Source organism: Pseudomonadota bacterium, from assembly GCA_016719885.1.
Lineage (GTDB): Bacteria > Pseudomonadota > Gammaproteobacteria.
Genome location: JADJYF010000004.1, coordinates 66,335 through 83,282 on the forward strand (window position 1 = coordinate 66,335; position 16,948 = coordinate 83,282).

General features: G+C 65.8%; 18 protein-coding genes. 6 read left to right on the forward strand and 12 right to left on the reverse strand.

Annotation, left to right across the window (positions count from 1 at the left end):
- Positions 1-102: 102 nt before the first annotated feature.
- The 5 genes from IPM80_04010 to IPM80_04030 all read right to left on the reverse strand — a co-directional run bounded on the left by IPM80_04010 (position 103) and on the right by IPM80_04030 (position 5,529).
- A complete protein-coding gene (locus tag IPM80_04010; GenBank protein MBK8957602.1) occupies positions 103-1,740 on the reverse strand; it encodes an AMP-binding protein in 1,638 nt (545 codons plus the stop codon).
- A 171-nt stretch (positions 1,741-1,911) separates the two neighbouring features.
- Positions 1,912-2,385 carry an aromatic-ring-hydroxylating dioxygenase subunit beta gene (locus tag IPM80_04015; GenBank protein MBK8957603.1) on the reverse strand — a complete coding sequence of 158 codons (474 nt, stop codon included), beginning with the start codon at positions 2,383-2,385 and terminating at the stop codon, positions 1,912-1,914.
- Positions 2,385-3,680 carry a Rieske 2Fe-2S domain-containing protein gene (locus IPM80_04020; protein MBK8957604.1) on the reverse strand — a complete coding sequence of 432 codons (1,296 nt, stop codon included), beginning with the start codon at positions 3,678-3,680 and terminating at the stop codon, positions 2,385-2,387. Before IPM80_04020 ends, IPM80_04015 begins: the two co-directional genes overlap by 1 nt.
- 34 nt (positions 3,681-3,714) lie before the next feature.
- On the reverse strand, positions 3,715-4,872 hold the full coding sequence (locus IPM80_04025; GenBank protein ID MBK8957605.1) for a hypothetical protein: 1,158 nt from the start codon (positions 4,870-4,872) through the stop codon (positions 3,715-3,717).
- A 3-nt stretch (positions 4,873-4,875) separates the two neighbouring features.
- Entirely contained in the window at positions 4,876-5,529 is a 654-nt protein-coding gene (locus IPM80_04030) for a DsbA family oxidoreductase (protein ID MBK8957606.1), read from the reverse strand.
- 202 nt (positions 5,530-5,731) lie between these two features.
- Here IPM80_04030 and IPM80_04035 point away from each other — a divergent pair, with 202 nt between their 5' ends.
- Positions 5,732-6,544, forward strand: a complete 813-nt coding sequence (locus IPM80_04035) for a VPLPA-CTERM sorting domain-containing protein (protein MBK8957607.1) — start codon at positions 5,732-5,734, stop codon at positions 6,542-6,544.
- Positions 6,545-6,640: 96 nt separating this feature from the next.
- Here IPM80_04035 and IPM80_04040 read toward each other — a convergent pair whose 3' ends face one another.
- Together IPM80_04040 and IPM80_04045 are read right to left on the reverse strand one after the other, a co-directional pair.
- The gene (locus tag IPM80_04040) at positions 6,641-7,048 is read right to left on the reverse strand and encodes a hypothetical protein (protein ID MBK8957608.1); all 408 of its coding nucleotides are present in this window, start codon (positions 7,046-7,048) and stop codon (positions 6,641-6,643) included.
- Positions 7,049-7,195: 147 nt separating this feature from the next.
- Complete coding sequence (locus IPM80_04045; protein ID MBK8957609.1) at positions 7,196-7,912, reverse strand: GntR family transcriptional regulator; 717 nt, start codon at positions 7,910-7,912, stop codon at positions 7,196-7,198.
- Positions 7,913-8,083: 171 nt separating this feature from the next.
- On the opposite strand from IPM80_04045, the gene IPM80_04050 reads away from it, so the two are divergent.
- Genes IPM80_04050 through IPM80_04065 form a run of 4 tightly spaced genes read left to right on the forward strand, consistent with a single transcriptional unit; the run spans position 8,084 to position 12,634 of the window.
- Positions 8,084-9,379, forward strand: coding sequence for an LLM class flavin-dependent oxidoreductase (locus IPM80_04050; GenBank protein MBK8957610.1), 1,296 nt, complete (start codon positions 8,084-8,086; stop codon positions 9,377-9,379).
- Positions 9,366-10,814 carry a 4-hydroxyphenylacetate 3-monooxygenase gene (locus IPM80_04055; protein ID MBK8957611.1) on the forward strand — a complete coding sequence of 483 codons (1,449 nt, stop codon included), beginning with the start codon at positions 9,366-9,368 and terminating at the stop codon, positions 10,812-10,814. The genes IPM80_04050 and IPM80_04055 overlap by 14 nt, the downstream gene beginning before the upstream one ends.
- On the forward strand, positions 10,811-11,689 hold the full coding sequence (locus IPM80_04060) for an alpha/beta fold hydrolase (protein ID MBK8957612.1): 879 nt from the start codon (positions 10,811-10,813) through the stop codon (positions 11,687-11,689). Before IPM80_04055 ends, IPM80_04060 begins: the two co-directional genes overlap by 4 nt.
- A gap of 9 nt (positions 11,690-11,698) precedes the next feature.
- Positions 11,699-12,634 carry a 3-carboxyethylcatechol 2,3-dioxygenase gene (locus tag IPM80_04065; protein MBK8957613.1) on the forward strand — a complete coding sequence of 312 codons (936 nt, stop codon included), beginning with the start codon at positions 11,699-11,701 and terminating at the stop codon, positions 12,632-12,634.
- Positions 12,635-12,702: 68 nt separating this feature from the next.
- On the opposite strand, the gene IPM80_04070 is transcribed toward IPM80_04065, so the two are convergent.
- From IPM80_04070 to IPM80_04080, 3 genes are read right to left on the reverse strand one after another with little or no spacing between them, the layout of a single operon-like run.
- The gene (locus IPM80_04070) at positions 12,703-12,984 is read right to left on the reverse strand and encodes a 4Fe-4S binding protein (protein ID MBK8957614.1); all 282 of its coding nucleotides are present in this window, start codon (positions 12,982-12,984) and stop codon (positions 12,703-12,705) included.
- A gap of 5 nt (positions 12,985-12,989) precedes the next feature.
- Positions 12,990-13,478, reverse strand: coding sequence for a hypothetical protein (locus IPM80_04075; protein ID MBK8957615.1), 489 nt, complete (start codon positions 13,476-13,478; stop codon positions 12,990-12,992).
- Positions 13,475-14,662 carry a ferritin-like domain-containing protein gene (locus tag IPM80_04080; protein MBK8957616.1) on the reverse strand — a complete coding sequence of 396 codons (1,188 nt, stop codon included), beginning with the start codon at positions 14,660-14,662 and terminating at the stop codon, positions 13,475-13,477. The genes IPM80_04075 and IPM80_04080 overlap by 4 nt, the downstream gene beginning before the upstream one ends.
- 106 nt (positions 14,663-14,768) lie before the next feature.
- Here IPM80_04080 and IPM80_04085 point away from each other — a divergent pair, with 106 nt between their 5' ends.
- Positions 14,769-15,410, forward strand: a complete 642-nt coding sequence (locus IPM80_04085) for a TetR family transcriptional regulator (GenBank protein ID MBK8957617.1) — start codon at positions 14,769-14,771, stop codon at positions 15,408-15,410.
- 47 nt (positions 15,411-15,457) lie between these two features.
- Here IPM80_04085 and IPM80_04090 read toward each other — a convergent pair whose 3' ends face one another.
- On the reverse strand, positions 15,458-16,180 hold the full coding sequence (locus IPM80_04090) for a hypothetical protein (protein ID MBK8957618.1): 723 nt from the start codon (positions 16,178-16,180) through the stop codon (positions 15,458-15,460).
- Positions 16,181-16,383: 203 nt separating this feature from the next.
- Positions 16,384-16,926 carry a peptide deformylase gene (locus tag IPM80_04095; protein MBK8957619.1) on the reverse strand — a complete coding sequence of 181 codons (543 nt, stop codon included), beginning with the start codon at positions 16,924-16,926 and terminating at the stop codon, positions 16,384-16,386.
- Between the last annotated feature and the right edge of the window lie 22 nt (positions 16,927-16,948).

Sequence of the window (16,948 nt, forward strand, 5' to 3'; positions counted from 1 at the left end):
AAGAGGCGCTGGCGCCCTTTTTTTGTCGAACTAAGTTCGACCCACAAGTACGGCGATGCTGCCCGTAGGTGCGAATTCATTCGCACACCGAATTCGCTCCTCCTAGCCCTTCTTCATCTTCTCCGCTTCCGCCTGGCGCAATTCGCGCCGCATGATCTTGCCGGTGGTGGTCATCGGCAGATCCTTCACGAATTCGATGAGACGCGGCATCTCGTGCTTGGCGAGACGCGTGTGCACCGATTCCTTGAGCTCCGCGATGAGTGCTTCCGATCCCGCGTAGCCGTCGTTCAGGATGATGAAGACCTTGATGATCTCGGTTCGCACCGGGTCCGGCACACCGATAGCGGCGACCATGCGGCAGGCCGGGTGCTTCAAAAGCGCGTCCTCGATTTCACCGGGGCCGATGCGATAGCCGGAGCTGGTGATGACGTCGTCACCGCGGCCGTGGAACCAGAAGTAGCCGTCCTCGTCCATGTGGCCGCGATCGCCGGTCAGGAGCCAGTCGCCGCGGAATTTTTCCTGCGTGGCATCGGGGCGGTTGAGATACTCGAGCAGCATCACGGGGTGCGGACGCTTGCACGCCACTTCTCCTTCGACGCCGGGCGGGCACACGTTGCCGTCATCATCGATGATGGCGGTGATGGTGCCGGGCGTCGGCCGGCCCATGGAGCCGGGCTTGATGGGCATGATGGAGCCGTTGTTGGCGAGGATGAGATTGCACTCGGTCTGGCCATAGACCTCGTTGATGCGAATGCCGAGCTCGCGCGCGGCCCATTCGAAGATCTCGGTGCCGACCGCTTCGCCGCCCGAGGCGATGACGCGCAGCTTGAGATTGAAGCGTTCGCGCGGGTTCGGTATCGGGCGCATGAGTTTCAAGGCGGTGGGCGTCGGGAACGCGCAGGTCACCTGGTGCTGGCCGAGGATGCGATAGGCTTCTTCCGGCTGGAAGCCCTTCATGGCCACCGTCGCCACCACCGTCGCGCCGTGGAACCAGCCGGGGAACAGCAAGTCCATGAGACCCGCCATCCATGCCCAGTCGGCCGGCGACCACAGCACGTCATTCGGCTGCGGGTAGAAGTCGTACATGAATTCCACGCTCGGCATGTGGCCGAGCATCATGCGATGGGGCTGCACCGAGCCCTTGGGCATGCCGGTGGTGCCGGAGGTATAGCTCACCCACGCCGCTTCGTCGGCGCGCGTGCGTACGTTGGTGAAGTCGCTGCTGGCGCTTTCGAGGCTGGTCCAGAAATTCCTGGCGCCGGCCGGTTCGCCGTCGACCACGAACACGTGTTCGACGCTCGGACAGCTCGCGCGCAGCTCGGCGATCTTGGGATAGTTGGCGCTGTCGGTCACCACCACGCGGGTTTTCAGATCGTTCAGGCGATAGCCGATGGCTTCCGGCCCGAACAGCACCGAGGTTGGATTCGACACCAGGCCGGCCTTCCAGCATGCGACGTGGCCGATGGCCGCTTCCGGGTCCTGCGCCAGCAGCAGGGTCACGCGATCGCCGCGCGTGAGGCCGAGGCCGACAAGGGTGTTGGCGAAGCGGTTGGCGTGGCGCTGGATGTCGGCGTAGCTGAAGCGCTGGACCTCCTTGTTCTCGTCCTCGTAGACCAGCGCGATGCGCGAGGCGTCGCCGGCCCAGCGGTCACACACATCGTCGGCGATGTTGTAGAACTCGGGGATGTTCCATTGGAACGATTGGTAGACCTCGTCGTAGGTCTTGCCGCGTTGAATCATCATGGAAAAAGTCCTGGGATTTGCAGTTTTATTGCCAAGTGAATGTGCGAACAGATCCGCACCTGCACGAGGTGACGTAAGGCCACGGGGCCTTCAAGGTCCGATTTTAATCGGACATTGAAGGTCGCGGCACGGCGCTCGGAAAACACGAATGCGCGATTGAAATCGCACCTACACCGGCGTCGCGAGCAGCGTGGCGATGCGCGAAGTGTCGTAGACGCAGGTGCGTTCCTTGAAGCGCAGGCCCGCCGCGGTCTCGACCAGCAGGTCGTAGTAGCTGCCGGCCTGGTAGATGTTGCTGACGCCGTCGTTCAAGGTCTGCACCACGATGTAGGACGACGACACGCGCAGGCCGTCGGCATCGCGGCCGGTGATGCGGATGCCGGACTGCGCGTGGCGATAGCGATGGGCCTGGTAGATGTTGGCGTTGCGCAGTGAATAGACGCGGTCCTTCATCATGCCCTGGCTGTCGAGCAGCAAGAGCGGAATCGGGTAACCATGCGCGTGGTTCTCACGCGCGATCATCTGGTACAGGCCGTCTTCGACGAAGAACCCGGGCCAGGCTTCCAGTTCCCCTTCGTCGAGCGCCGCGCAGTACTCGGCAAACAAGCGCTCGATGCGGAAATAAAGTTCGCGATCAATCATCACCCACCCCAGCCCATCATGGTGCGATAGCCTCGCCAGAAGCCGCGAATCATGTGCTCGCTGATGAGGCTGGTGCCGCCGTCGCCATCCTCGCCACCCATGGCCATGTAGGACGAATCGCCGGCCGCGCACGATTCGATGGCGCGCTGCACGAGTTCGGTCGCCTCGGTGTCTTCCATGGAGATGTAGCCGGCCGGGCCGGCCAGGTTGGCCTGTTTCAGACGCAGGCGGCGCAACGCCGCGTCATCATCCTGGTAGCCGAAGAAATGGAACACCAGTTCGAATTCGCCGGCGCTCTTGGGCAGCACCTGGCGCACCGCCATGGTGTTGTGGATCTGCTGGATGACAGTGCTCGGAAACAGGGTGTGGATGTTGTTGCTGGTCTGCTCTTCGAACTCGCGGCGCACTTCCAGCATCGAGGGATCGGCCAGCTTCAATCCCGCGCGGTAGGTGGCGATGTCGTGCTTCTGGTAATCGCCGGCCGTGTCGTCGTCGTCCTGCGGCGTGGTGGTGATGATCGAATGCACGCCGAGTCCATCATCCATCACACTGCGGCCGCGCATATTAAAGCGATAGATATTGAAGGTGGTATGGAACAGGTACAGCAGGCTGGCGTGGTAGGGGTCCTTGACGTTCTCGTAATAGAGCTTCCAGTTGGACTTCGCGTACTGGCGCGTACAGCCGAGGTATTCAACCGGCTTGTGGAAGATGCGGTCCAGCCACGGCAGCATGCGCGGCCCGAGGTAGTCCGCCAGCGACGGCGCCGCGTCGGACAGGCTGCCGAACACCACGCCACGGTGATCCTCGACGCGCACCGGTGGCAGGCCGTGCTCGGCCATGTTGAAATCGACCGGCATGCCGGTCTTGTCGTTGAGGCCTTTTTGAAACGGCACGCCGCGCAGTCGTCCGCGCTCGTCGTAGGCCCATTGGTGATACACGCAACGATGCGCGCGCGCATTGCCGCGCGGTTCGCGGCATACCATCGCGCCGCGATGGGCGCAGCGGTTGACCCACGCGGCAATGTCGCCGTCGCGGGTGCGCGTGACCACCACCGGCGTGGTGCCGATGAAGGTTGATTTGAAGTCGCCGGGATTGCGCAGCTCGTCGGCGAGCGCGAGGAAGTGCCAGGTCGGGCCGCGATGGATGCGTTCCTGTTCGCGCTCGAAGATGGCCTGCGAGGTGAACACCGCGTAGGGCACCTCGCCGCCGTCAGCGCTCGGCCAGGAAAGTCGTCGAGGGTAGCCGCTGCGCCCGGAATGCTCATCGCGGTGCTCCTGCTGTGCGTGCTGACGAATGGTTAACGCACCTTAAGAGCGCCTGTCCGCACGGTCAAGCGCCGGGTCCGACCTCACCGAAGACCGCCGCGATGCCGTCCAACACGTCCTTGTCGGCCTCGATGAAGGCATGACGAGCGAGCGCCAGCAACAGGCGCGGCGCATCCTGGCGCGCGGCGGGTGACAGTTCGCAGACCTCGATATCGTTGAGACCGAAAGCCGTGTGTCGCGTGCCCAGCCAGGTCGCGAGCGGCACGAGGTCGGCGCTCAACTGCATGACCAGCGCGCCCGTGCCGTGGCGCAGGTGCAGCCGCGCTTGGCCATCGCCGTGCCCGTCGAGCTGCCAGTCGACACCGGGCGCCTTGGCGAACGGCTGCCAGTTGCTGATGGCGACATCGTCGACGTAGCGGTAGCGCGGTTCCGGCACTTCGAGCGCGATGTCGGCGCGATCGGCGCTCCAGAAGTTGCGCGTCACGCGCGGGTAGACGATTTCCTCGGCCTCGGACAACCACGCGCCCCACCAGCTGAAGGTGCTGTTGGCGAGGATGATGCGCCGCGCCTGGGTCATGACTTTCAAGGTATCGAGCGCCGGCAGCTCGAGATACACGGGATTGAACGGTGCAAGCGCGCTGCGCACGGCATCATCGATGCCGAGCCCGCAGACAAACACGCGCGTCGGCGCCATGTCGGCCAGCGTCTCGACGTAGAAGCGCATGTCGATGGCGCGGTCCAGCAGTTTCATGTCCAGCGACTGGCGCACGTGCACCAGCACGTCGCGCCGGCCGAGCTTCGGCAGCAGCGGTGCGGCAGGCAGGGCGAACCAACGCGCGATGCGCTCGCGATGGGGCAGGTAGTATTCGGCGCGCTGGAAATAGCCGTGCAGCACGATGCGCTGCGCGTGAGCATGACGCAGCAGCCACGGCAGGTTGATGCCGTGCCCCGACCAGTTCTGCTTCTCGCCGATCACGTAGCGCAGCTGCGTTTCGTCGCGAGCGTCGCCTGGCAGCGACTGCGGCGCATCGGCGAACGCCGCGCTTTGCGTGCTGAAACGATCGACGATGCCCGACATCTGCTCGACCACGCCCCAGCCGCGTGCATCGGGCATGGCACGGCAGCAGAGCGCGCCGCCGAGTTCCTCGGCCAGGATGCGACCCAAGGCGTACTGGAAGAGGTTGTTGCCGAGGTGGCCGAGGTAACGGACCTCGACGGTCATGGCCTAGGCGGAGTCCTTCGCCGCTATCTCGCGCAAAGCCTGCTCGAACACTTCGGTCGGTTGACCGCCCTGCAGGAGGTGACGCTCGTTGAGGATGATGGCAGGCACCGCGTGGATGCCATGCTGGTGATAGAAGCCTTCACGGCCGCGCACTTCGTCGGCGTACTCGTCGCTGGCCAGCACCGCCGCGGCGCGCAGGGCGTCGAGACCGACGGACTCGGCGACGGCCAGCAGCACGGCGTGATCGCCGGGGCTCAAGCCCTGGGTGAAGTAGGCGTCGAACAGCGCGTGTTTCAATTCATGCTGTTTGCCTTCGCCGAACGCCCACGCCAGCAGCCGGTGGGCGTCGAAGGTGTTGTAGATACGGTCGCGCTTGTCCATGCGGAATTCGAAGCCGAGCTCGGCGCCGCGCGCGCGAATAGCCTCGCGGTTGCGCGCGGTGTCGGCCGGTCCCATGCCGTACTTCTGCATGATGTGCTCATCGAGATCCTGGCCTTCCGGCGGCATCTGCGGATTGAGCTCGAAGGGCTGGAATTCGAGTTCCACTTCGAGTTCGGGCCCGATGCGCTCGATGGCCTGTTCGAGCGCGCGCAGGCCGATGATGCACCACGGGCAGGAGACATCGGAGACGAAGTCGATTTTCATGTGCGTGGGCATGGCGGATCTCCTGCTGAAGGTCTGCCATTATTGCGCGCCCTGCCCGTGCGCTGGAAGAAAGAGGGGGGCGGGCCGGCGTTGCGAGGAGGCGGTGAAAAGCCGTTTGACACCGCAGTCATGGGCTGCCTAGCATCCCGGCGAAGCGCGCCACGCGCTGCCTGCTCAATGCCAGCAACCGGCCCAGATGGACAACGGAGGCCCCATGCGCACCAGCACTGCACCCGCCCGCACGCCGATATTGACCAGGCTCGTCGCTTTGAGCGCCCTACTGTTGAGCTGCGCCCAGAGTAACGCCGCGTTCGTGGAAGCTGCCGGGCAGTTTTCCTGGGGAACCTTGGAGGTCTCGCTGTTGGGCTCGCCGACGCTCGACTATGAGATCAGCAATGCATTCGGCACCGCCCATGCAGATTCGACGGGCTTGCCCTCGCAGACCCGCACGCTCAGCGACTGGACGACATTTGGCGGGGCCGCCAACGGTGGCGCGTCCACGACCCTCAACAACGCCGTCATCTTCGTTATCGCCAAAGCGCTGACCGAGCCTGGTGCGCGGCCGCTCACGACGGATGTGGCGCAAGGCTCGCGCGCAGCGGACTTCACCATCACCGGCAGCGGCTCCGGCACGATAGTGATCTCCATGGTGGCGGATCTGGAAATCGAGATAGCGGATGCCAAGGCCGGCGATTTCGGATTGAGCGCTGCCGGTGCCGCGACCATGCGCTTGAGCAAATATCGACCGGGCAGTGAGCAATTTGCCAGCGGCGACAACACCTATGCGCTGTCGCTCTTCCAAGCCGGCTTCAGCGCCAATCAAAATGCCCACGAACGCGCGGTGGTGGCGCTGGGTGTGCAGGCCGGCGATGTGCTGCATTTTTCGGCCACGGTGTCCGCAGAGATCACGTCCGGCAGCCTGGGGCCGGTCTCGGGAGGTGGCGCCGTCGTGCCCTTGCCGGCCAGCCTCTGGCTGCTGTCGGCGGCGATGGCAACCTTGGGCATGGTGCGTAAACGCGCGGTCTGAAATGACGAACGCGGCCGCTGCACGGCGGTCGCGCACCTGCGCCTGGCCCACGGGCCGTGCGTCGAGCGCCGACGGGCGAACGCGTTCTCGCCTGCGCTATTGCCAGCCGACGATCTGATAACCCTTGTCGGCGAGACAGCGCTCGACGTAGGCGCGATACGCGGGATTCGGCGCAGCCGGCACGAACAGTTTCTGCACCAGGTTGACCGCCGCGCCGGTGGCGGCGCCGATGCCCGCGCCCTGCCCGACATTGCCTGCGATCGCGCCGCCGATGGCGCCGGCCGCCGCGCCGGTGGCGGCGCCACGCACGGTGTCCTTGGCGACTTCGCCGGCGGGCCCGCCGTACTGGTTGGCGCCGGCGGCATTGGCCATGCGCGCGCATTCGGCGACGGCGGCATCGCTGACGCTGCGATCGCCGCCATTGGGTCCGGCGTAGATCACCGGTTGATTGCTGGCGCAGCCACCGAGCAGCAATGCGCCGAAGAGAAGCAGGTGTTTATGCATGATGATTCCCTGGCCTGGACGACGAAACTCGACGCGCGCTCCCGCGCATCGCCAGCAATCGAGAATAACAGAGCGCCGCACGCTGCGCCGTCACGCGCGGCCAGCGCCGTGACTGGCCCGCCAAGCTCGGCGCCACGCGCGCGGACGTCAACCCTCGGCCAGTTTCTCCATCGCCGTCGCCACGCCGTCGCCCACCGCGTTGAGGTGCGCGGCCACCGCCGCGCGGGCCGCTTGTGCATCGCCCGCGATGAGCGCCGCGCGTATTGCTTGATGGGCGGCACGCACCGGGCGTGAGAAGTACAGCGAGCCGAACGCGAGCTTGATGTAGAAGTCGCTGCGGTCCCACATGGTGGCGGCGATGGTGGTGGTCACCGGCGAGCGGGCGAGGCGATGGATGAAGGAATGGAACAGCAGGTTGAGGCGCCGATAGGTCGGATCGCGATCGCCGGGCTTGCCGGCCTTGGCCGTCACCTCGTCGATGTAGGCGCACAGCTGTTCGAATTCTTCGACTTCGGCGCCGCTGCGTCGCGCCGCCGCAAATGCGGTGACGGTGCCCTCGGCGGCGGCGAACAAGGCGAAGAAATCGCGCACTTCATTCGGCCGTGGCGTCACCACCCGACAGCCGACCTGCGGCACGATGTGTACGAAGCCGGCGCCGGCCAGGCGCTTGACGGCTTCCATCACCGGCACGCGGCTGCACGCCAGCTCGCGCGTCAGCTCGACCACCGAGAGCTTGTGCCCGGCGTCGTAATCCCCTTCCAGGAGGCGCGTCTTGATGTAGTCGTAGGCGGCGTCGGCGCGCGCGGCCGGGCTGCCGGCGCGCGCCGAGGCGAGGGTCTGATGATCGTAGGGATGGCTGCTCATGGGCGCGGCCCGCGGGACCGCGGCGACAGGAGGATGGGCATTGGCATACTAATATATTAGACTCCGTCGCCGGACGCGGTACCACCTTGGCGGCTGCCCGCGTCGTTGCCAGTTCGACCGACAGTTCATGGATGGCCCGCGTGCGGCTGCCGTCCGGGGAGATGATATGTCATGAAAATTCGCCTGGGCGCGTTCATGTTGCCTAGCGCCGGCGCCACGCCCGCCGACTTCGAGCGCGGCTTTGCCGGCCAGGATGCCAATTACTACCAGCGCGGTCTGGCCGATTGCGCGCGGCTGCTGCGCCAGGTCGAGGATCTCGGTTTCGATTTCTGCGCGTTTTCCGAGCATCACTTCCACCTCGAAGGCCTGGAGGTTTCCAACAACCCGGTGCTGCTCGGGCTGTGGGCGGCCATGCAGACCCGCCGCCTGCGCATCGGCCAGATGGGCAACGTGCTGCCGGCGCGCAATCCCATCCTGCTCGCCGAGGATCTGGCCATGCTCGACCAGATGTCGAACGGGCGGATGTGCGCCGGTTTCGCGCGCGGCTACCAGGCCCGCCACGTGATGACAGTCGGGCAAAAGATGAACGCGGCCTACACCGCCGCCAACGACCCGGACTTCGCGGAGCACGATCGGGTCAATCGCGAACTCTTCAACGAGCACTACGAGATCATCCGCAAGGCCTGGGCCGAGCCCATGTTCAGCCACCAGGGCGCGCACTGGAGTATTCCGCCGCGCGGTATTGCCTGGGATCACCCGGCAACGCGCGCGATGGCGCCGGGCATGGTCGACGAGCGCGGCGAACTTGCGCGCATCGGCATCGCGCCGCTCACCCTGCAGGTGCCGTCCAGCATCGAGACCTTCATGCCCTTCACCATGAGCCCGGCGACCATCGAGTGGTCGGCGCGGGAAGGCATCACCCCCATCATCTTCTCGCCCATCGAGGCCCACGCGCGCGGCGCCATCGATCTCTACCAGCAGGCCTCGGGCGCCGCCGGTCGCGCGCTCGAATGGGGGCGGGGACTCGGCCATTTCCGCGAAATCGTGGTGGCCGACACCGACGCCGAGGCCATCGCCATCCAGGAGCGTGGCCTCGGCTACATCTGGACACGCTGGCACGACTGGTTCCATTTCAACGAGGCGCTGCGCCACCCCGGTGAGGCCGGCGTCATTCCCAATACGCCGGCCAGCATGCGCGAACGCGGCTATTCGCTGTGTGGCACGGTGGACACGGTCGCGCGCCAGCTCGAGGCGATGATCAAGATGCTGAATACGGACCTCATCGTGCCGTGGATGGCAGCAGGACCGGCGCCCATCGACGGATTACTGAAAAGCAACGAGCTCCTGGTGGAGAAAGTGCTGCCCAAGCTCGGCATTCAATTGACACAACGAAAGCCCACGCTGCGCGCCGAATACGACGGCCGCGGCTGGCGCGAACAGAGCGAGGTCTGCCATGGCGGTGCGTAACGGACAACAATTCCTGGCGGGGCTGCGCGACGGCCGCGAAGTCTGGTACGACGGCAAACGCGTCGACGACGTCACCACGTTCCCGGAATTCCAGGCCGCCATCCAGTCCATCGCGGATCTCTACGACCTGCAGCACGACCCGCGCCATCGCGACGTGCTGGTGACCGACATCCCCGACATCGGCCCGGCCGGCCGCGCGTTCGAGATGCCGCGCACGCTCGATCACCTGCGTCTTAAACGCGAGGCCTACATGATCTGGGCACGCGCCAACTGCGGCATGGTCGGGCGCAGCCCGGATTTCCTCAACGTGATGCTGGCGGCGCTGGCGGCCAAGCGCGGCTTCTTCGCCGAAGCAAGCCCGGCCGGCGCCGATGCCATGGTCAATTACTGGAAGCACGTCGCGCGGAACGATCTTTTCCTGACCCATGCCTTGCTCGACCCGCAGCTCGACAAGGGCAAGCTGCGTCACCAGCAATCGGATCCCGGCATCTGCCTGCGCGTGGTCGACGAGAATGCCGACGGCCTGGTGCTGTCAGGCATCAAGCGCATCGCGACCGCCGCGCCCTACGCGGACGAACTCTTGGTGTGGCCGTTCCCGCCGACCTTCCAGGCCGGCGAGGAAGCCTATGCCAACGTGTTCGCGGTGCCGATGAACAGCAAGGGACTGAAGACCATCTGCCGCGTGTCCTATTCGAACCACGGCAAGCGCCGCGATTTTCCCTTGTCATCGCGCTTCGACGAGATGGACGCGACGGTGGTGTTCGACCGGGTGCTGGTGCCGTGGGAGCGCGTGTTCGTCAACCAGAACGTGCCGCTCCTGAATCGCATGTACCGCGAAACGCGCATGCGCGAACTGACCGCCCATCAAACCAATGCGCGCCTCGAAGTGAAGCTCGGCTTCGTCTACGCGCTGGTGCAACGCCTGGCCGAGGCGCAGGGCCTGGCCTCGCGCCCCGAGATCATGGAAATGCTCGGCGAAGCGGTGGTGCGTATCGAGATGATCCGCAACACCACGCGCTCGGCCGAACTGCAGGCAACCCTCGATCCGGACAACGGCGTGCTGTATCCCGATCTTCCCGCCCTGCAGGTCGGCCGCGCCTACGGGCCGCTGGTCTATCCCGATCTCGTGCAGATGCTGCGGCGCATGGGCGGTGGCGCCCTGGTGCAGGTGCCGGTGTCGATGGACGAGTTCGATTCGCCGGTGGGCGCCGACATCGAGCGCGCGCTGCGCGGCGCCGAGATCTCGGGCGTCGCCAAGACCCAGCTGTTGAAGCTCGCTTGGGATATCTGCGGCAGCGAGTTCGGCGCCCGTCATGAACTCTATGAACAGAATTATGCCGGTGAGCGCAGCGCCCTGATGGCGGGCATACAGCGCGAGTACGCGCGCAAGGGCGAGTGGCTGGATTACCTCGACAACTTCCTGGCCGGCTTATGAACACGGCCGAAGCCAGCTACCGCAGCCTGTGGGGAGATCTGCGCGGCGCGAGTTTCGAGCAAGGCTATCTCGACGCGGGCGGCATCCGTACACGTTACCTGCGCAGCGGCCGCAAGGGCGCGCCGCTGCTGGTGCTGCTGCATGGCACCGGCGGTCATGCCGAATGCTATGCGCGCAATCTTGCCGCCCACGGCGAGCACTTCGACACCTACGCCATCGACATGGTCGGTCACGGCTGGAGTGACAAACCCGATAAGCCCTACGAGATAGCGGTCTACGTCGAACATCTGCGCGCGGTGCTCGACGCGCTCGGCCACCAGCGCGCGCATGTCTCGGGTGAATCGCTGGGCGGCTGGGTGGCGGCGCGTTTCGCGCTCGAATATCCCGAGCGTGTCGCGAGGCTGTGCCTGAACACCACCGGTGGCGCGACCATGAACCTGGACGTGATGGCGAAGATCAAGGCGTCTTCGCGCGCCGCGGTCGACAACCCGAGTTGGGAAGCGGTGCACGCGCGCCTTGCGTGGCTGATGGCCGACCCTGCTTCGGTGACGGACGACCTCGTCGCCTGTCGGCAGGCCATCTACCAGCAAGCGGATTTTCCGCGCGCGCTGGACAACATCCTGGTGCTGCAGGAACCGGACATCCGTCAGCGCAACAACCTGGCCGAGGCGGAGTGGCGCGCGATCCGCGCGCCGACCCTGGTGGTGTGGACCAGCCACGACCCCACCGCGCCCCACAGCGTCGGCGAACGCATCGCCGCACTCATTCCCGACGCGCGCTTCACGCTGATGGCCGATTGCGGTCACTGGCCGCAGTTCGAAGATGCGGCTACCTTCAATCGCCTGCATATCGATTTCCTGCTCGCTGGAGCCTGAGGTGTCAGCATGACGGTCGCCGCTTTGTTTGCCTCCCACACGCCGCTCATGGATTACCACGCGCCGGCGCCCGAGGTCGCCAGCGAAGTGGCGACCTGCCTGGCCGAGACGCGTGCGTGGGTGGCCGACTACCAGCCCGAGCTCGTCATCGCCTGCGGGCCCGATCACTACAACGGCTTTTTCTATCGCCTCATGCCGAGCTTCTGCATCGGTACGGCGGCTGAATCGGTGGGCGATTGGAATACGCCGGCCGGCCCCTTGCCGGTGGCGGCGGAGCTCGCCGAACGCTGCGTGGAGAGCGTGCATGCGGCCGGCGTGGACGTCGCGATTTCCTACCACATGGACGTCGATCACGGCGTCACGCAGCTCATGAAACAGATGTTCGACTGGTCGACCATGCCGCCCGTCGTGCCGGTGTTCGTCAATTGCGCGGCGGCGCCGCGTCCGCCGCTGGCGCGCGTGATGGCTTTCGGCCGCGCCATCGGCGCGTTCGTTGCCAAGCTCGATTGCCGCGTGCTGCTGACGGCCTCGGGCGGCATCTCCCACGACCCGCCCATCCCCACCCTGGCCGGCGCACCCGCGCCGGTGCGCGAACGCCTGATCATGGGCGGCGCCTTGAGTGCCGAGGCGCGCGCCGCGCGCCAGCAGCGCGTGCTGAGTGATGCCGCGCTGCAGGTCAGCGGCGAGAGCGATCGCACGCCGCTCAATCCCGCCTGGGACCAGGCTTTCCTCGACAATCTGCGTAACGATGACGAAGCGGCGATCCTCGCCATGGACGATGACAGCATCACCCGCGAGGGCGGCTGTGGCGGCCACGAGATCCGGGCCTGGATAGCCATGGCCGCGGCCGCGCGCGCGGCCGGCCTGCGCCGTTTCGATCTCAAGTACTACCGCGCCATCGCGCCGTGGGTGGCCGGCTACGCGGTGATGACTGCCGACGCCTGAGCGGCACGCGTCGGAGCCGCCGTGGGTGCGAATGAATCCGCACCCACGGGCATGCCATCAATCGCCGGTCACCTGGCTGCCGCCCAGGCCTGCAGGTCGGCGATCGCGCGATAGCCGCCGCTGCCTTCCACCAGGCCATGGGCGCGTGCATCGTGGATGCACAGCACCGGGCACAGCGGAATGCACACGCCACAGTTGATGCAGTCCTGCTCGGCGATGATGAAGCGACCCAGGTAGTCGTCCTCCACCCGTGCAATCGCGTCGACCTTGCCGGGACAGGCATGCTCGCAGGCACCGCAGCCTATGCAGGTCTGATCGATATAGAAATAGCCCTTGTCTGCTTTTGCCATGCTGACTACCTGCCCACAGGGAACTCGGTGTTGAACGCGCACGAGGCGTTGACGAATTCCTGCAGGCTCTGGTTGTAGCGGTAATAAAGGTCCGACTTCAGCGGATCGGCCGCCACCAGGGCCAGCGGCGTGCCCATGTGGCTGAGATAGTTCAAGGTCTGATCGAGCGCCGGTCGACCGCCACCGACGGCGATGCTCTCGATCATGGCGCGCCAGGTGGCGAGACTCGCTTCGAGGCAGAAGTCGGCCTGCGCCGCCGCGGCCGCATCGACTTCGCGCACTTCCAGCGCTTCGAACTCTTCGAACGTCACCTTGAAATGGCGCGGCAAGCGGTCGGCCGAGCCGTCGCTCACGCTGAACACCACGCTGCAATCGATGTAGCCGAGCTGTTCCTGGCGCGCGCGGTTGGCGTTCATGAGGCGCGCCAGCGCCTCGAACCATGCGACGTCGGGAAACGCCAGGGTCTCACGTTGTTCTTCGCGTACCGCGCTCATGCCGCTGCCCCCCACGGAAATTCGGTCGGGATGGTGCAGCGTGCGCTGCGGTCGAAGCCCGCGGCCTTGCAGCGCTGCAGGTATTCCTGGATGAACATGCGCCACATGTGCGCGACGCCGCCCATGCCTTCGTCGATCTTCTTCAGGCCGCCGCCGAGCAGTACGGCGATGGGTTCGATGAGGGCCGGCTCGACGAATGCCGACAGCACCACCTGTTCACCGATGTCGCAGAAGCGGTGCATCTGCTCTTCGGCCGCGGCGCGATTGGGATGGGTGTCGAGGTAGTTCTTGAATTCCAGCACGCCGTAGGACACGTGGCGCGCCTCGTCCTGCAGGCAGCGACGGAAGATCTCCTTGTCGACGTGGGTCTTGGCGATCATTTCACCGGAGCGGAAGATCGACAGCACCAGGCCTTCGCCGAGCAGGTTGAGAAGGAAGGTGCCCATGGTGTGGGTGGGCGCGTTCAGGATCGAGGTCAGCGCCCATTCGAAGCCGGGCGCCGCATGCAGCAGGCCGCCGCCGGCGATGGCGCGCTTGCGGAACACTTCCTGGTGGCGCGCCTCGTCCATGATCTGGGTGGCGAGGAAGCTCTTCACCTCGAGGAAGTCCTGCGGGATGCGGTACATCCACTTGGCGGGGAAGTCACCGGCAGCGAATTCGATTTCGGTCAGGAAAGTGCAGAGCTGGCAGGTGGCCTTTTCGAGGTCGTCCGGCAGCGCCTCCAGTTCGTCCCAGGCGATGTCGCGGGTGGCGTTCCACTGGCGTGCCTTGGCTTCCTCGTAAAGCGTGATGATGTTGTCGGCCCACAGCTCGCCCTTGTCGACGACGGTGTATTCCTCGATGACCGGCATCTCGTGGCGATAGGGTTCGCGCACGCAGCCGCGCGGGGCAAAATTGAACCACTCGGCCTTGTCCGGCGCGTCACCGTAGCCACGGATGCGGTTGATGTCGGTATAGGTCATGCCGCGCGAGGAGGGCTTGGCGCGCTTGCCCCAGTTGGCCTTGTCGGTGTTCATCCAGTGCAGGGAGTAGCTGCCGCGGTGGATGTTTTCGACGTTACGCTCCAGGACTTCCGCCCAGATCTTGAATCGGCTGGTGTAGGTTGCCTCGTATTGCGCCAGTCCCTCGTCGTCGAGGTTGGCGGCAATCGGCAGCGGGCTCATGTCTTGGACGCGTACGCTCATAATCGGAACTCCCCTGGGCAATGATGATGGTGGCCGGACTTGGCCATGTGCCAAAAGTCGTTCTTATTAATAAAACAGTCAATAAGTATTTTCCGTAGATTTTTGAATGGCTAAAGCGCGAAAAAATGCCGCGGTGCGGCAAGACGGTGGCGCACGGCGCCTGAATCCGGCGGCGCGGCGCGCACAGCTGATGGCCTGTGCGATGCAGGTGTTCGCCCGTCGCGGGCTGGGCGCGGCGCGCCACGCCGAGGTCGCGGCCACCGCCGGCATGTCGGTGGCGACGGTGTTCGTGTACTTCCCGACCCGGGAACTGCTGGTGCGCGCGGTGCTGGACGAGGTGGCGCGCTTCATTCACGACGACGTGCTGGTGCCCATTCAGCGCGACGAGGTGCCAGCGCCCGAAGTGTTGCGCGAGTCGGCGGCGGCCTTCGCCGATTCCATCGACCGCTACCCTGACCACGCGCGTGTGTGGTTGGACTGGAGCACGGCGGTGCGCGACGACGTGTGGCCGCTGTACCTGGAATTCCAGGAGCGTATACAGACGCTGCTGGTGACCACCACCGAGCGCGGCAAGCGCGAGGGCAGCCTGTCAGCGGATCTCGACAGCGAGGATGCGGCGCGCCTGCTGATTGGCGCTGCCTACATGATTGCGCAGATGAAGATTGCGAATATCGACAGCGCGCGGGTGCGACACTTCATCGAGTCGCTGGTGGCGGGCTTCCTGTTCCGCCCCGCCAACGGCGCTTGATTGACGGGTTCGCGCCGCGCGGCGGCGGCGCGAACCACGGCGGAGCTTCAGCCGCGCGCGCGACGGCGGCGGGTGAGACCCAGCCCGAGCAGCGCCGAGCCCAGCAGCGGCAGGGCCGCGGGCACCGGCACCGCGCTCGGCGTGGTGAACAAGGCGCGCCCGCCGGCCTCGGTGCCGATCACGGCGTAGGTCTCGTCGCCCGGGCGCCTCCAGCTGAGTTCATTGGTGAACTGGCCACCCTGTTCCCAACCCAGCATCTCGAGACTGTACAGGCCAGCCTCGAGATTGAGCGTCACAAAGGAGCTTTCCGGACCGCGGTCGCCGTCCACGGCGGCAACGCGTTCGCCACCGAGCAGGAAGTCGAAGCCATCATCGGTATGCAACTGGAAGCTGTATTCGCCGCCGGTGGCGACGTTGAGGATGCCCGAGTAGCGCACCGCGTAGAGGTTGTCGACCTCCGGCGCCGCGGCGTCGAAGGGCGTGAGCGCGCCGACCCCGACGCTGACACCGGTATTCGCGCCGTTGGCCGGATCGTAGAAGTCGACCTCGGTGACCACCAGGCTGACGCGCTCGTTCTCGCTGGCGAGCACGGCGTTCGCGTCGCTGATGTTGTGCGGCGCGGTGGTGGCGCGCACCCACAGTGAATTGAGGCCGTCGCCGTCGGTGGCGAGTGCCGGCCCGCTGGCCACCGGCGCGGCGTGAGCTGCGGTCCCCGCCATGCCGAGCATGACGATCGCGGCCAGGGACGAAATGCGCGAAATGTTCTCCATGAATACCCTCCTGGAATTGCTGGTCATGGGCGGTCGGCCGACACCGCCGACGCCGCTCCGTGAATCAAGCATCATTGCAATGGAATTGAACGCGGCACGCAGCGGGCAGGGTGGCGAAACCAGTCACAATTCGCGCGATGGTCCGACCGGCGCGGCGCATCGATGCTCGGTGCATCGGCACGAGCGGCGGAGCGAGTGTCGATTCAATCGTCGGCGTCGACCATGCCGGGAAACAGCACATCGGTATAACCGAATCTCGTGAAGTCGGTGACGCGCATCGGATAGAGGATGCCGTCCAGGTGATCGCACTCGTGTTGCACCACCCGTGCGTGGAAGCCGCCGACTTCACGTTCGATGAGCGTGCCGTCGAGCTGGAGACCCCGGTAACGCAGCCGGGCATGACGCGGCACCACGCCGCGCAGACCGGGCACCGACAGGCAACCTTCCCAGCCGTCCTCGAACTCGTCGCCGAGCGGCGTGAGTTCGGGGTTGATGAGGATGGTCTCCGGCACCGGGTCGGCATCGGGATAGCGCGGGTTGCGCGCGGCGGCGTCGCGGTAGCCGAAGATCACCACGCGCAGACCGACGCCGATCTGCGGCGCGGCGAGTCCCGCGCCGTTGGCGGCGTGCATGGTGTCGAACATGTCGGCGACCAGCGCGCGGATGTCCGCCGCGCGCGGGTCACTGACCGGGCGGGCTACCTCCAACAAGCGCGGATCGCCCATGCGCAGAATGTCTCGAATCACGGCGGTGTCCCTGGTCGCACGA